The following is a 14,313-nucleotide window of genomic DNA, read 5'->3' as shown; positions in this document are numbered from 1 at the left end:
GGTCACTATTCCTCAACGCGGCTCGGTAGGTGGCGGCAGGGTGAATCCGGACACCGAACGGCGCATCTCGCTGGCCATGCGGGCCAGGTGGCGGATGCTGTCGGCGGTGGCACCGGAGCCGGCGGAGGTCTGCGCGGTAATCTGCTGGATCACCGCCATGGTGTGGGAGATCTGCCCGGCCGACGAGGTCTGCAACTGGGCAGCGTCGGAGATGCTGTGGATAAGGTCGGCGAGGTTCTGCGATACCCCTTCGATCTCGGCCAGCGCCACCCCGGCATCCTGGGCCAGGCGTGCGCCACGCACCACTTCGGCGGTGGTCTGCTCCATGGAGATCACCGCTTCGTTGGTATCGGCCTGAATGGTACGCACCAGCGCCTCGATCTGGCGGGTGGCAGACGATGAGCGCTCGGCCAGGCGCTGCACCTCGTCGGCAACCACGGCAAACCCGCGGCCGGCTTCACCGGCCAACGACGCCTGGATGGCGGCATTCAGGGCAAGAATGTTGGTCTGGTCGGCAATGTCGTCGATCAGGCTTACGATGTCACCGATTTCCTGAGAAGACTCGCCCAGACGCTTGATCCGCTTGGCGGTGTCCTGGATCTGCTCGCGAATGTTGTCCATGCCGTCGATGGTGTTGTGCACCACCTCGTTGCCCTTGTTGGCGATGGCCACCGAACGCTCGGCCACCTTGGCCGATTCGTAAGCATGCGCCGAAACCCGGTCGATCGACTCGACCATGTCACCCACCGCCTCGGACGCCTCGCTGATCTGTGCGGCCTGGTGCTCGGAGGCCTTGGCCAGTTGCCGCGCGGTGTTCTGCGTGTCCTGCACGGCGGCCGCGACCTGCACTGCACTGTGGTTGATGGTGGCGACCAGATCGCGCAACTGGTCCACGGAATAGTTGATCGAGTCGGCAATGGCGCCGGTGAAGTCTTCAGTCACCGATACGGTCACCGTCAGGTCGCCATCTGCCAGCTCTTCGATTTCGTCGAGCAGGCGCATGATGGCCTGCTGGTTGCGTTCGTTCTTTTCTGCGGTCTCGCGTAGTTGGCGGTTGGTGGTACGCACCATGACCAGGCCGATAAGGATGATCGAGGCCAGCGCCAGCAGGCCCAAGGCATAGCCGCCAACGGTGTCGAGGGTACGACCGCCGGCCAGGTTCTCGAAACCGTTCGCCAGGTGTGAAGCTTCGTCGAGCAGGGTTTGCGACAGGCTGAAGATGTTGCCCGCAGCCTCCCGCACACGGAACAGTTCGGGCGAGGTTTCGAGGATTTCATCCACCGAACCGGCAACGAACTGGAACAACTCGGCGATTTCGGCCAGCCGTGCGCGGGCGTCGGCGTCTTCGACACGGGTTACCTGGATCGTCGTATTGCCATTGAGCATGCCCTCCAGCACCTGGCCAAAGCGCCCGGCGTCACGGCCGAAGGCATCGGCCGCCTGCGCGGCGCTGTCGTCACCCGCCAGGACGGTGTTGACCGAGCCAAGAATACGTTCGGCCAGCAACAGTTGGCGTTGGGCCACTGCAACCTGGCTGGCCGGGGCACCGCTCTGCAGCAGGATCTCGACCACTTTTTCGTATTCCACCTGCAGCTGCGGCACGGTCTCGGCCAGGGTCGCTGCCACCTGGTGCAGCGACAGCACGGTCTGCTCGCTGGCCAGGATGATGTCGGTGTTCTTGCGCAGGTTTTCCCAGTCGCGGCGTACCGATTCCATCTCGTCACGCACCGAAGGCGGCGCAGGCGGCAGGCCAGTGGACTTGTCACCCTGGCGCAGGTAGCCCCAGCGCTGTTCGAAATCATTGCGCGCATCCGACAGCAGCTTGAAGGCCAGGGCCTTGCCAGTGGCCGCCTCGGTGGCGTTCTTGGCGATACGCTGCGACAGCACGCGCAGCTCGCCGGCATGGCCGATGTACTGCTTGTCGTAGTTGGATTGGGTATTCAGGTAAGCAAAGTTGGCGAACAGCAAGATGATCGAAAGGATCAGTATCAGGAACAGCACGGTGATCTGCGCGATGCTGCGGGTACGTGGGCTCACGGTGGTGGCAGTGACGGGGGTGGCAGGCTTGTTCACGTTCGCAGGTCCTATAACGCCACATCGAGAAAGCCCGGCGCCTGGGCCAGGGCAAAGGGGCTGAAGATCGCCCAGTTACGTTCACGCGGAAAATACCCCTGCACAAAGCGTGCAGCGGCAGCGATCAGAGGCTGCGGCGGCGACAACTGCAGGCTGTCGAGGGCAAAGTGCTGAAGGCCCAGCACCTCGTCGACCAGCAAGCCGACGAACAGGTCGTCGTGATCCAGCACCAGCACTCGCCGCTGCTTGCCCGGTGCGGCGTGGCCCAGGCCGAAGAAGCAGCTCAGGTCCATCACCGGCAACAGCCGGCCACGCAGGTTGGCCACCCCGCATACCCATGGCTGCACGCCGGGGACGCGGCTACTGCGCGGTTCGCGCAATACCTCGGCCACTTCGCCCATGGGCGCGACGAACCACTGCCCGGCAATGCGAAAGCCAATGCCGCTCCACTGCTGCACGCGGTTGTCCTGCGGCGGCTGGTCGGCGACCAGCAGGCGGCAGCGCCGGTCGATGTCCAGCAACAACTCAAAGGCGGTCAGCGACGCGCCTTGCGGGCGGGTGGTCAAGCCCCCAGCACTTCTTTGAGTTTGGCGATCAGCGCCTCCTCTTCCACCGGTTTGGTCAGGAAGTCACGGGCACCCTGGCGCGTGGCCCAGATACGGTCGGTTTCCTGGTCCTTGGTGGTTACCACGATCACTGGAATAGCGCTGGTGTCCGGGTCCTTGCTGAGCTGGCGGGTGGCCTGGAAGCCATTCATGCCAGGCATGACGATGTCCATCAGCACCGCGTCGGGCTTGTCCTGCCGGGCCAGGGCCACGCCGTCGGCACCGTTGCTGGCCTTGAGCACCTGGTAGCCGTGCTTTTCCAGCCATTCGGTCAATCTGTACATCTCTGTCGGCGAGTCGTCGACAATCAGAACTCGGGCCATGCTGTTTCCCCATCAGGAAAGTAGGACCGCGCCATGGCGGGGGCTCGGTCAGGGTGCGTGTTGTTGAGGTGCGGCAAACCCGGGCACATGGGCGCGGATCGCGTCGAGCAGTTCTTCCTTGCTGAACGGTTTGGTCAGAAACTGATCGGAACCGACCACTCGGCCGCGGGCCTTGTCGAACAGGCCATCGCGGGACGACAGCAGGATAACCGGGGTGTCCTTGAAGGCACTGTTGTGCTTGATTACCGCGCAGGTCTGGTAGCCGTCCAGGCGTGGCATCAGCACATCGACGAAAATGATGCTGGGCTGATGGTCGACGATCTTGGCCAGGGCATCGAAGCCATCGCTGGCGGTGATCACCTCGCAGCCCGCTTCACCGAGCAACATCTGCGCGGTGCGGCGGATCGTGCGGGAATCGTCGATCACCATCACCTTCAGGGGTTGTTCCATAGACGCCTACCAATAGGATTGAAGCCGCAAGTTGCAAGCGGCAAGCTGCAAGAAAGCAGCTCGGCGCATGGATGCTCTTTTCTTGAGGCTTGTAGCTCAAGGCTTGCAGCTGCATTTTTAGCATACTCCGGGTGGCCATTCCATCTGCCGCGCCCCTTGACCGTCGGCGTTCGCGGCGCCACCCTGAGCCACTTTTCTTTCGATCCACCGCGGCCACCTGCCGCCAAGAGGACCCCCCATGAGCGTTCGCCTCGGCATTGTGATGGACCCCATCGCGTCCATCTCCTACAAGAAGGACAGCTCGCTGGCCATGCTGCTGGCCGCCCAGGCACGCGGCTGGAGCCTGTTCTACATGGAACAGCAAGACCTGTATCAGGGCGAAGGCAAGGCCCGCGCCCGCATGCGCCCGCTGAAGGTGTTTGCCGACCCGGCGCGCTGGTTCGAACTGGGCGAGGAGCAGGACAGCCCGCTGGCCGAACTGGACGTGATCCTGATGCGCAAGGACCCGCCCTTCGACATGGAGTTCGTCTATAGCACTTACCTGCTGGAACAAGCCGAGAACGACGGCGTACTGGTGGTAAACCGCCCGCAAAGCCTGCGCGACTGCAATGAGAAGATGTTCGCCACGCTGTTCCCGCAATGCACCACCCCGACCCTGGTCAGCCGCCGCCCGGACATCATTCGCGAATTCACCGCCAAGCATGCCGACGTGATCCTCAAGCCACTGGATGGCATGGGCGGTACGTCGATCTTCCGTCACCGGGCGGGCGACCCCAACCTGTCGGTGATCCTGGAAACCCTGACCGCACTGGGCACCCAGCAGATCATGGCCCAGGCCTACCTGCCGGCAATCAAGGACGGCGACAAGCGCATCCTGATGATCGACGGCGAGCCAGTGGACTATTGCCTGGCACGTATTCCGGCCAGCGGCGAAACCCGTGGCAACCTGGCCGCTGGCGGGCGTGGCGAAGCCCGCCCACTGACCGAGCGCGACCGCTGGATCGCCGCCCAGGTCGGCCCGACGCTGCGCGAGAAGGGCCTGCTGTTCGTTGGCCTGGACGTGATCGGCGACTACCTCACCGAAATCAACGTCACCAGCCCCACCTGCATCCGCGAAATCGATGCCGCCTACAACACCGATATCGGCGGCAAGCTGATGGATGCCATTGATCGCAAGCTCAAGGCACGCTGACAGCCAACGCGAAGTAAAGCCGTAGAGTGGGGTATGATGCCGGTCCTATTCGACTGAGCTGCTGCCCCGCCCTGCGGTTGCTGGATACCTGATGACGCTGCCCGCTGACGTCCCTGCCGACCTGCTGCCTCCCCGTGTTCGCCCTGCGGACCGGCTCGGCTTCACCCTGTTCCTGGCTGCGCTGGTGCACCTGGCGCTGATCCTCGGCGTCGGCTTCACCGTGGTCAAGCCTGCCGAAATCCGCCACACCATGGACATCACCCTGGCCACCTTCAAAAGCGAGAAACCGCCCGAGAAGGCTGACTTTCAGGCCCAGGACAACCAGCAAGGCAGCGGCACCCTGGACAAGAAGGCGGTGCCCAAGACCACCGAGCTGGCACCGTTCCAGGACAGCAAGATCAACAAGATCACCCCACCGCCTGCGGCCAGGCCCGAGGTGGTCCCACCCCCTCCTCCCAAAAAGTCGGCGGTGGTGACTACTGCGCCCAAGCCGCACAAGGTCGAACCCAAACCCAAGGAAAGCAAAGCACAGCCCAAGCCAGCCGCACCGGTGCCGGACTTCGACAGCTCGCAGCTGTCCAGCCAGATCGCCAGCCTGGAGGCAGAGCTGTCCAACGAGCAGCAGATGTACGCCAAGCGCCCGCGCATCCATCGCCTGAACGCCGCGTCGACCATGCGCGACAAGGGCGCCTGGTACAAGGAAGAGTGGCGCAAGAAGGTCGAGCGCGTGGGTAACCTGAACTATCCCGACGAAGCGCGCCGGCAGCAGATCTACGGCAACTTGCGCATGATGGTGTCGATCAACCGCGATGGCTCGCTGTACGAGGTGCTGGTGCTGGAATCATCCGGCCAGCCCGTGCTGGACCAGGCGGCGCAGCGCATCGTGCGGCTGGCGGCGCCGTTTGCACCGTTTACCGGGGACCTGGCCGAGTTCGACCGGCTGGAGATCATCCGCACCTGGCGCTTTGCCCGTGGGGACCGTTTGTCCAGTAACTGATTTTCTGCCTGTTCCGGCCCCTTCGCGGGCACGCCCCCTCCCACAGGTTGCTAACCGGCGCTGAAGCCTGTGGAGTACCGGTGGGAGCGGGCATGCCCATGAAGGAGCCGGCACAAGCGACACAAAGCCCACCTTGTCAGCCTCGCCACCTGGCGCCACACTATCCCCCATGAAAACCCTCGCACCGAGCTACCTCAAGCACCAGTTCCTGATCGCCATGCCGCACATGGCCGATCCGAACTTCGCCCAGACCCTCACGTACATCGTCGAGCACAATGAGCATGGCGCCATGGGCCTGGTGGTCAACCGACCACAGGAACTGAGCCTGGCCGACATCCTCGAGCAACTGCGCCCGGACGAAACGCCGCCGGCCAGCACCTTGCAGGTGCCGATCTACCAGGGGGGCCCGGTACAAACCGACCGCGGTTTCGTGTTGCACAGCAGCGAGTGCAGTTTCCAGGCCAGCGTGGCGCTGGAGGGGCTGTCGCTGACCACGTCACAGGACATATTGCTGGCTATCGCTGCCGGGGTAGGCCCTAAACAGAGCCTGATCACCTTGGGCTATGCCGGTTGGGAAGCGGGCCAACTGGAGGCGGAGCTGGCCGATAACGCCTGGCTGAACTGCCCGTTCGACCCGGACATTGTCTTCGGCATGGCCAGCGACCTGCGCCTGGAGGCTGCGGCCGCTAGCCTGGGGATCAACCTGCACCTGCTGACCAGCCAGGCGGGCCACGCCTGATGGCTGAACTACGCCTGCTGCTGGGCTTCGACTATGGCAGCAAACAGATTGGCGTGGCCGTCGGCCAGGTGATTACCGGCCAGGCCCGCGAACTGTGCACCCTGAAGGCGCAGAACGGCGTACCGGACTGGGCCCAGGTGGAAAAGCTGATTGCCGAATGGAAGCCAGATGCCATTGTCGTCGGCCTGCCGCTGAACATGGACGGCACGCCCAGCGAAATGAGCGCCCGCGCCGAAAAATTCGCCCGCCGCCTGAACGGCCGCTTCAACCTGCCCGTGCACACGCACGACGAGCGCCTGACCACCTTCGAGGCCAAAGGCGAGCGCATGGCCCGTGGCGGCCAGCGTGGCAGCTACCGCGACAACCCGGTCGATGCCATTGCCGCTGCCCTGTTGCTGCAAGGCTGGCTGGAGGCCAATACCTGATCATCTTTGCCGCCGGGCCCACCCGGCGCACCCTTCCGAGGAGCCCGCAATGAGCCTACCCAATCCCGCCGAGCTGATCCGGCAGATGGCTGTCGACCTTCGTGCCCACCTGGCGCGCCGGGCAATCACCGAGCCCCGTTACATCGGTATCCGCACCGGCGGCGTCTGGGTTGCCCAGGCCCTGCAGGAAGCCATGGGCGACACCAGCCCCATGGGTACTCTGGACGTATCGTTCTACCGCGACGACTTCAGCCAGAACGGCCTGCACCCGCAAGTGCGTCCGTCCGAGTTGCCGTTCGAAGTCGAAGGCCAGCACCTGGTGCTGGTGGACGACGTGCTGATGAGCGGTCGTACCATCCGCGCGGCGCTCAACGAACTGTTCGATTACGGCCGCCCGGCCAGCGTTACCCTGGTCTGCCTGCTGGACCTGGATGCCGGCGAACTGCCGATTCGCCCGAACGTGCTCGGCGCCACCCTGTCGCTGGCCGCCCATGAACGGGTAAAATTGACCGGACCCGCACCGCTCGCCCTCGAGCGCCAGGACCTCGCCTCCGCTTCCGCCCTTTAAGAGTCCCCCGCGATGACGCCAATCGACGCCAAGCGCCCGCTGCAGCTCAATGATCAGGGCCAGCTGCGCCACTTTCTCTCGCTTGACGGTTTGCCCCGCGAACTGCTCACCGAGATCCTCGACACCGCCGACTCCTTCCTGGAAGTCGGCGCCCGGGCTGTGAAAAAAGTCCCGTTGCTGCGCGGCAAGACTGTGTGCAACGTGTTCTTCGAGAACTCGACCCGTACCCGTACCACCTTCGAACTGGCAGCCCAGCGCCTGTCGGCCGACGTAATCAGCCTGAACGTGTCGACCTCCTCGACCAGCAAGGGCGAGACCCTGTTCGATACCCTGCGCAACCTCGAAGCCATGGCGGCCGACATGTTCGTCGTACGCCACTCCGACTCCGGCGCCGCGCACTTCATCGCCGAGCACGTGTGCCCGGAAGTGGCCGTGATCAACGGCGGTGACGGCCGCCACGCGCACCCGACCCAGGGCATGCTCGACATGCTCACCATCCGCCGCCACAAAGGCAGCTTCGAGAACCTGTCCGTGGCCATCGTCGGCGACATCCTGCACTCGCGTGTGGCCCGTTCCGACATGCTCGCCCTCAAGGCACTGGGCTGCCCGGACATTCGCGTGATCGGCCCGAAAACCCTGATCCCGATCGGTATCGAGCAGTACGGTGTGAAGGTCTACACCGACCTCGCCGAAGGCCTGAAAGACGTCGACGTGGTGATCATGCTGCGCCTGCAGCGTGAGCGCATGGCCGGTGGCCTGCTGCCCAGCGAGGGCGAGTTCTACCGCCTGTTCGGCCTGACGACTGCACGCCTGGCCGCGGCCAAGCCCGATGCAATCGTCATGCACCCGGGCCCGATCAACCGTGGCGTGGAAATCGAGTCGGCGGTTGCCGACGGCAAGCACTCGGTGATCCTCAACCAGGTCACCTACGGCATCGCCGTGCGCATGGCCGTGCTGTCCATGGCCATGAGCGGGCAGAACGCGCAACGTCAATTCGACCAGGAGAACGCCCTGTGACCATCAGTATTCTCGGCGCCCGGGTCATCGACCCCAACAGCGGCCTGGACCAGGTCACCGACCTGCACCTGGACGGCGGCCGCATTGCCGCCATCGGCGCCGCACCGGCCGGTTTCAGCGCCAGCCGCACGATCCAGGCTGATGGCCTTGTCGCTGCGCCCGGCCTGGTCGACCTGGGCGTGTCCCTGCGCGAGCCGGGTTACAGCCGCAAAGGCAACATCGCCAGTGAAACCCGCGCGGCTGTTGCCGGTGGTGTCACCAGCCTGTGCTGCCCGCCGCAGACCAAGCCGGTGCTGGACACATCGGCAGTGGCCGAGCTTATCCTCGACCGCGCCCGCGAGGCGGCCAACAGCAAGGTCTACCCGGTTGGCGCCCTGACCAAGGGCCTGGAGGGCGAGCAACTGGCTGAGCTGGTGGCCCTGCGTGACACCGGTTGCGTAGCGTTTGGCAACGGCCTGAAGGAAATCCCCAACAACCGTACCCTGGCCCGTGCTCTGGAGTATGCCGCCACCTTCGACCTGACGGTGGTGTTCCACTCCCAGGACCGCGATCTGGCCCAAGGCGGCCTGGCCCACGAAGGAGCCATGGCCAGCTTCCTCGGCCTGCCAGGCATCCCGGAAAGCGCCGAAACCGTGGCCCTGGCGCGCAACCTGCTGCTGGTGGAACAAAGCGGCGTGCGTGCGCACTTCAGCCAGATCACCAGTGCCCGTGGCGCGCGGCTGATCGCCCAGGCCCAGGCCTTGGGCCTGCCGGTGACCGCCGATGTAGCGCTATACCAGCTGATCCTCACGGACGAGTCGCTGCGCGAGTTTTCCAGCCTGTACCACGTGCAGCCGCCACTGCGCACCGCTGCCGACCGTGACGGATTGCGCGAGGCGGTGAAGTCGGGGGTGATCCAGGCGATCTCCAGCCACCACCAGCCGCACGAGCGCGACGCCAAGCTGGCCCCATTCGGCGCCACCGAGCCAGGTATCAGCAGCGTCGAGTTGCTGCTGCCACTGGCCATGACCCTGGTGCAGGACGGCCTGCTCGACCTGCCGACCTTGCTGGCCCGTCTGAGCAGCGGCCCGGCTGCCGCCCTGCGCCTGCCGGCCGGTGAGCTGAAAGTGGGTGGCGCGGCCGACCTGGTGCTGTTCGACCCGCAAGCGTCCACCGTTGCTGGCGAACAATGGTTCTCCCGTGGCGAGAACTGCCCGTTCATCGGCCACTGCCTGCCGGGCGCGGTGCGTTATACCTTGGTCGATGGCCACGTTTGCCACGAGGCCTGAGTAACATGCTTCGCGGGCACGCCCGCTCCCACAGGATCACCACAATTCCAAGGCATGTGGTAACCCTGTGGGAGCGGGCATGCCCGCGAATGCCTTCACATAGTCCCCCCGCCAAGCGCGACCATTCATCCCCCCCGGTTGAAATCCTTCCCCCCACCCCCATATGAGTCTGCATCAGGCACTTTCGCCCCGCTGCGTGGAGACTCTCCCCTTGACCACAATCGTTTCTGTCCGCCGTAACGGCAAAGTCGTCATGGGCGGCGACGGCCAGGTATCCCTTGGCAACACCGTGATGAAAGGCAACGCCAAGAAGGTGCGCCGCCTGTACCACGGCCAGGTCATCGCGGGCTTCGCCGGCGCTACCGCCGACGCTTTCACCCTGTTCGAGCGCTTTGAAGGTCAGCTGGAAAAACACCAGGGCCACCTGGTACGCGCCGCCGTCGAGCTGGCCAAGGAATGGCGTACCGACCGCTCCCTGAGCCGCCTGGAAGCCATGCTGGCCGTGGCCAACAAGGATGCATCCCTGATCATCACCGGCAACGGTGACGTGGTCGAACCCGAAGATGGCCTGATCGCCATGGGTTCCGGCGGTGCCTATGCCCAGGCCGCAGCCCGTGCCCTGCTGAACAAGACCGACCTCTCGGCCCGCGAAATCGCCGAGACCGCCCTGAACATCGCCGGCGACATCTGCGTGTTCACCAACCACAACCTGACCATCGAGGAGCAGGACCTGGCCGACTGATTCAGCTGTTCTGGCGCCCCTTCCCGATGAAGGGGCTTTTCCACGCTGACTCACCTGCCCAAGGACCGTATTGATCATGTCCATGACCCCCCGCGAGATCGTCCACGAACTCAACCGCCACATCATCGGCCAGGACGACGCCAAGCGCGCCGTGGCCATTGCCCTGCGCAACCGCTGGCGGCGTATGCAGCTCCCTGCCGAGCTGCGTGCCGAAGTCACCCCCAAGAATATCCTGATGATCGGCCCTACCGGCGTCGGCAAGACCGAAATCGCCCGCCGGCTGGCCAAACTGGCCAACGCGCCGTTCCTCAAGGTCGAGGCCACCAAGTTCACCGAAGTGGGCTACGTGGGCCGCGACGTCGAGTCGATCATCCGTGACCTGGCCGATGCCGCGCTGAAGATGTTGCGCGAGCAGGAAATCATCCGCGTGCGCCACCGCGCCGAAGACGCCGCCGAAGACCGCATACTCGACGCCCTGCTGCCCCAGGCGCGCGTCACCAGCTTCAGCGAAGAAGCCGCACAGACCAGCAGCGACTCCAACACCCGCCAGCTGTTCCGCAAGCGCCTGCGTGAAGGCCAGCTGGACGACAAGGAAATCGAGATCGAAGTGGCCGATGCCGTCGGTGTCGAAATTGCTGCGCCGCCCGGCATGGAAGAAATGACCAACCAGCTGCAGAGCCTGTTTGCCAACATGGGCAAGGGCAAGCGCAAAGCGCGCAAGCTGAAGGTGAAAGAAGCGCTGAAGATGGTTCGTGATGAAGAAGCGAGCCGCCTGGTCAACGAGGAAGAGCTCAAGGCCAAGGCCCTGGAAGCGGTCGAACAGCACGGCATCGTGTTCATCGACGAGATCGACAAGGTTGCCAAGCGTGGCAACGTTGGCGGTGCCGACGTATCCCGCGAAGGCGTACAGCGCGACCTGCTGCCGCTGATCGAAGGCTGCACCGTCAACACCAAGCTGGGCATGGTCAAGACCGACCACATTCTGTTCATTGCCTCGGGTGCCTTCCACCTGAGCAAGCCGAGCGACCTGGTGCCCGAGCTGCAAGGCCGCCTGCCGATCCGTGTCGAGCTGAAGGCACTGACCCCGGAAGACTTCGAGCGCATCCTGCAAGAGCCACACGCGTCGCTGACCGAGCAGTACCAGGCATTGCTGAAGACCGAAGGCCTGAACATCGAGTTCCTCGCCGACGGCATCAAGCGCCTGGCCGAGATTGCCTACCAGGTCAACGAGAAAACCGAAAACATCGGTGCACGCCGCCTGCACACCCTGCTCGAGCGCTTGCTCGAAGAGGTGTCGTTCAGTGCGGGCGACCTGGCCAGCACCCATGACGAAGCGCCGATCCAGATCGACGCGGCGTATGTGAACAGCCACCTCGGTGAGCTGGCACAGAACGAAGACCTGTCGCGTTACATTCTGTAAGACCGGTTTCGACTGTTTCGCGGGCAAGCCCGCTCCTACACGCGCCACCCCATCCCATGGGCCTGTGGTGATCCGTGCAGGGGCGGGCTTGCCCGCGAAGAGGCCCTTGAATCCCTCCCCCATAAGCTGGAAGCTGTGCTTCATCAGCTCCCGAGAGATTCTGCCCATGGCCCGCCTGCCTACCGCCATCAACCTGCACAAAGCCTCCAAAACCCTCAGCCTCACCTACGCCCCTGGCGAGGTCTACCACCTGCCCGCCGAATTCCTGCGCGTGCACTCTCCCTCCGCCGAGGTCCAGGGCCACGGCAATCCCATCCTGCAGTTCGGCAAGATCAACGTGGGCCTCAGTGGCCTGGAACCTGCCGGCCAATATGCACTGAAACTGACCTTCGACGACGGTCATGACAGCGGTTTGTTCACCTGGGAATACCTTGAGCAACTGTGCCTGCGCCAGGAGCAACTGTGGGCGGAATACCTCGACGAGTTGCACAAGGCCGGCAAATCCCGCGACCCGGCCGAATCTGTGGTCAAGCTCATGCTCTAGCGCAAGGCCTGCGGGGTTTAGAGCGCATTTTCTAAATTCATCTGTTTGAATGACTTGAAGACAGCCCAGTGAAGGGCTGTCTTGCGCATTACACGAAAGTCGGGTAACCAATGGGTGTGTGGCAAGTTCCCTGCATCACTTTGCAGGTCGTCAGTACCCTCGCAGCACCGCTGTTCCTTATCACTGGTCACCCGAGTAGCAGTACCGGGCTCAGGGCTGTGCACCCGCCACAGCAACCGGTACTCGTCTCAGGACAACGGAGCGTCGTAGATGAGTAACAAGAACAACGATGAGCTGCAGCGGCAGGCCTCGGAAAACACCCTGGGGCTGAACCCGGTCATCGGCATCCGCCGCAAGGACCTGTTGAGCTCGGCACGCACCGTGCTGCGCCAGGCCGTGCGCCAACCGCTGCATAGCGCCAAACATGTGGCTCACTTTGGCCTGGAGCTGAAGAACGTGCTGCTGGGCAAATCCAGCCTGGCCCCGGAAAGCGACGACCGTCGCTTCAATGACCCGGCCTGGAGCAACAACCCGCTGTACCGCCGCTACCTGCAAACCTATCTGGCCTGGCGCAAGGAGCTGCAGGACTGGGTCAGCAGCAGCGACCTGTCCCCCCAGGACATCAGCCGCGGCCAGTTCGTCATCAACCTGATGACCGAGGCCATGGCGCCGACCAATACCCTGTCCAACCCGGCTGCGGTCAAACGCTTCTTCGAAACCGGCGGCAAGAGCCTGCTCGATGGCCTGTCCAACCTGGCCAAGGACATGGTCAATAACGGCGGGATGCCCAGCCAGGTGAACATGGATGCCTTCGAGGTGGGCAAGAACCTGGGCACCAGCGAAGGCGCGGTGGTGTACCGCAACGATGTGCTGGAGCTGATCCAGTACAGCCCCATCACCGAGCAGGTGCATGCCCGCCCGCTGCTGGTGGTGCCACCGCAGATCAACAAGTTCTACGTGTTCGACCTCAGCCCGGAAAAGAGCCTGGCGCGCTTTTGCCTGCGCTCGCAGCAGCAGACCTTCATCATCAGCTGGCGCAACCCGACCAAGGCCCAGCGCGAGTGGGGCCTGTCCACCTACATCGATGCGCTGAAAGAAGCCGTCGACGCGGTGCTGGCGATTACCGGCAGCAAGGACTTGAACATGCTCGGTGCCTGCTCCGGCGGCATCACCTGTACCGCACTGGTTGGCCACTATGCCGCCATTGGCGAGAACAAGGTCAACGCCCTGACCCTGCTGGTCAGCGTGCTGGACACCACCATGGACAACCAGGTTGCACTGTTTGTCGACGAGCAGACCTTGGAGGCCGCCAAGCGCCACTCCTATCAGGCGGGCGTGCTGGAAGGCAGCGAAATGGCCAAGGTGTTCGCCTGGATGCGCCCCAACGACCTGATCTGGAATTACTGGGTAAACAACTACCTGCTCGGCAATGAGCCCCCCGTGTTCGACATCCTGTTCTGGAACAACGACACCACGCGCCTGCCGGCCGCCTTTCACGGCGACCTGATCGAAATGTTCAAGAGCAACCCCCTGACCCGCCCCGAAGCCCTGGAAGTGTGCGGCACCGCGATCGACCTGAAACAGGTCAAATGCGACATCTACAGCGTTGCCGGCACCAACGACCACATCACCCCATGGCCGTCATGCTACCGCTCGGCCCATCTGTTCGGCGGCAAGATCGAATTCGTACTGTCCAATAGCGGGCATATCCAGAGCATCCTCAACCCGCCGGGCAACCCGAAGGCACGTTTCATGACCGGTGCCGACCGCCCGGGCGACCCGGTGGCCTGGCAGGAAAACGCCATCAAGCATGCAGACTCCTGGTGGTTGCACTGGCAAAGTTGGCTGGGCGAGCGTGCCGGCGCGCTGAAAAAGGCACCGACCCGCCTGGGCAATCGTGCGTATGCCGCCGGCGAAGCCTCCCCGGGCACCTACGTTCACGAGCGTTGA

General features: G+C 63.9%; 15 protein-coding genes. 11 read left to right on the top strand and 4 right to left on the bottom strand.

Annotated features, from left to right (window positions below; translation table 11 throughout):
- Positions 1-12: 12 nt before the first annotated feature.
- The 4 genes from ACF8RA_RS08385 to ACF8RA_RS08370 are packed head-to-tail and all read right to left on the bottom strand — an operon-like array spanning position 13 to position 3,451.
- A complete protein-coding gene (locus ACF8RA_RS08385; RefSeq protein ID WP_339444141.1) occupies positions 13-2,037 on the bottom strand; it encodes a methyl-accepting chemotaxis protein in 2,025 nt (674 codons plus the stop codon).
- 47 nt (positions 2,038-2,084) lie between these two features.
- A complete protein-coding gene (locus ACF8RA_RS08380) occupies positions 2,085-2,639 on the bottom strand; it encodes a chemotaxis protein CheW (protein ID WP_176683067.1) in 555 nt (184 codons plus the stop codon).
- On the bottom strand, positions 2,636-3,001 hold the full coding sequence (pilH, locus tag ACF8RA_RS08375) for a twitching motility response regulator PilH (protein WP_003249327.1): 366 nt from the start codon (positions 2,999-3,001) through the stop codon (positions 2,636-2,638). Before pilH ends, ACF8RA_RS08380 begins: the two co-directional genes overlap by 4 nt.
- Positions 3,002-3,049: 48 nt before the next feature.
- Positions 3,050-3,451 carry a PleD family two-component system response regulator gene (locus ACF8RA_RS08370; RefSeq protein WP_010955560.1) on the bottom strand — a complete coding sequence of 134 codons (402 nt, stop codon included), beginning with the start codon at positions 3,449-3,451 and terminating at the stop codon, positions 3,050-3,052.
- Between the two features lie 238 nt (positions 3,452-3,689).
- Here ACF8RA_RS08370 and gshB point away from each other — a divergent pair, with 238 nt between their 5' ends.
- The 11 genes from gshB (at position 3,690) to phaC (ending at position 14,313) form a co-directional block, all read left to right on the top strand.
- The gene (gene gshB, locus ACF8RA_RS08365; protein WP_010955561.1) at positions 3,690-4,643 is read left to right on the top strand and encodes a glutathione synthase; all 954 of its coding nucleotides are present in this window, start codon (positions 3,690-3,692) and stop codon (positions 4,641-4,643) included.
- Positions 4,644-4,734: 91 nt separating this feature from the next.
- Positions 4,735-5,640 (top strand): energy transducer TonB, encoded by a 906-nt coding sequence (locus ACF8RA_RS08360; protein WP_176683066.1) that lies wholly within the window; start codon positions 4,735-4,737, stop codon positions 5,638-5,640.
- A 169-nt stretch (positions 5,641-5,809) separates the two neighbouring features.
- Positions 5,810-6,379: a YqgE/AlgH family protein gene (locus ACF8RA_RS08355; protein WP_021783751.1), complete on the top strand. Its 570-nt coding sequence runs from the start codon at positions 5,810-5,812 to the stop codon at positions 6,377-6,379.
- Positions 6,379-6,804, top strand: a complete 426-nt coding sequence (gene ruvX, locus ACF8RA_RS08350; protein WP_003249316.1) for a Holliday junction resolvase RuvX — start codon at positions 6,379-6,381, stop codon at positions 6,802-6,804. The genes ACF8RA_RS08355 and ruvX overlap by 1 nt, the downstream gene beginning before the upstream one ends.
- Before the next feature lie 49 nt (positions 6,805-6,853).
- The gene (gene pyrR / locus ACF8RA_RS08345; protein WP_176683065.1) at positions 6,854-7,372 is read left to right on the top strand and encodes a bifunctional pyr operon transcriptional regulator/uracil phosphoribosyltransferase PyrR; all 519 of its coding nucleotides are present in this window, start codon (positions 6,854-6,856) and stop codon (positions 7,370-7,372) included.
- 12 nt (positions 7,373-7,384) lie between these two features.
- Positions 7,385-8,389, top strand: a complete 1,005-nt coding sequence (locus ACF8RA_RS08340; protein ID WP_392460900.1) for an aspartate carbamoyltransferase catalytic subunit — start codon at positions 7,385-7,387, stop codon at positions 8,387-8,389.
- Complete coding sequence (locus tag ACF8RA_RS08335) at positions 8,386-9,657, top strand: dihydroorotase (RefSeq protein WP_103469608.1); 1,272 nt, start codon at positions 8,386-8,388, stop codon at positions 9,655-9,657. The genes ACF8RA_RS08340 and ACF8RA_RS08335 overlap by 4 nt, the downstream gene beginning before the upstream one ends.
- Before the next feature lie 211 nt (positions 9,658-9,868).
- Positions 9,869-10,399: an ATP-dependent protease subunit HslV gene (gene hslV / locus ACF8RA_RS08330; protein WP_003249309.1), complete on the top strand. Its 531-nt coding sequence runs from the start codon at positions 9,869-9,871 to the stop codon at positions 10,397-10,399.
- 76 nt (positions 10,400-10,475) lie between these two features.
- Positions 10,476-11,819, top strand: coding sequence for an ATP-dependent protease ATPase subunit HslU (hslU, locus tag ACF8RA_RS08325; RefSeq protein WP_003249308.1), 1,344 nt, complete (start codon positions 10,476-10,478; stop codon positions 11,817-11,819).
- Positions 11,820-11,985: 166 nt separating this feature from the next.
- Positions 11,986-12,363 (top strand): gamma-butyrobetaine hydroxylase-like domain-containing protein, encoded by a 378-nt coding sequence (locus ACF8RA_RS08320; protein WP_003249306.1) that lies wholly within the window; start codon positions 11,986-11,988, stop codon positions 12,361-12,363.
- Positions 12,364-12,633: 270 nt separating this feature from the next.
- Positions 12,634-14,313, top strand: a complete 1,680-nt coding sequence (phaC, locus tag ACF8RA_RS08315; protein ID WP_176683064.1) for a class II poly(R)-hydroxyalkanoic acid synthase — start codon at positions 12,634-12,636, stop codon at positions 14,311-14,313.

Source organism: Pseudomonas sp. FYR_5 (genome assembly GCF_043106315.1).
GTDB lineage: Bacteria > Pseudomonadota > Gammaproteobacteria > Pseudomonadales > Pseudomonadaceae > Aquipseudomonas > Aquipseudomonas putida_Y.
Note: the sequence above shows the minus strand (reverse complement) of the source record. Positions and strands in the feature narration are given on the sequence as shown.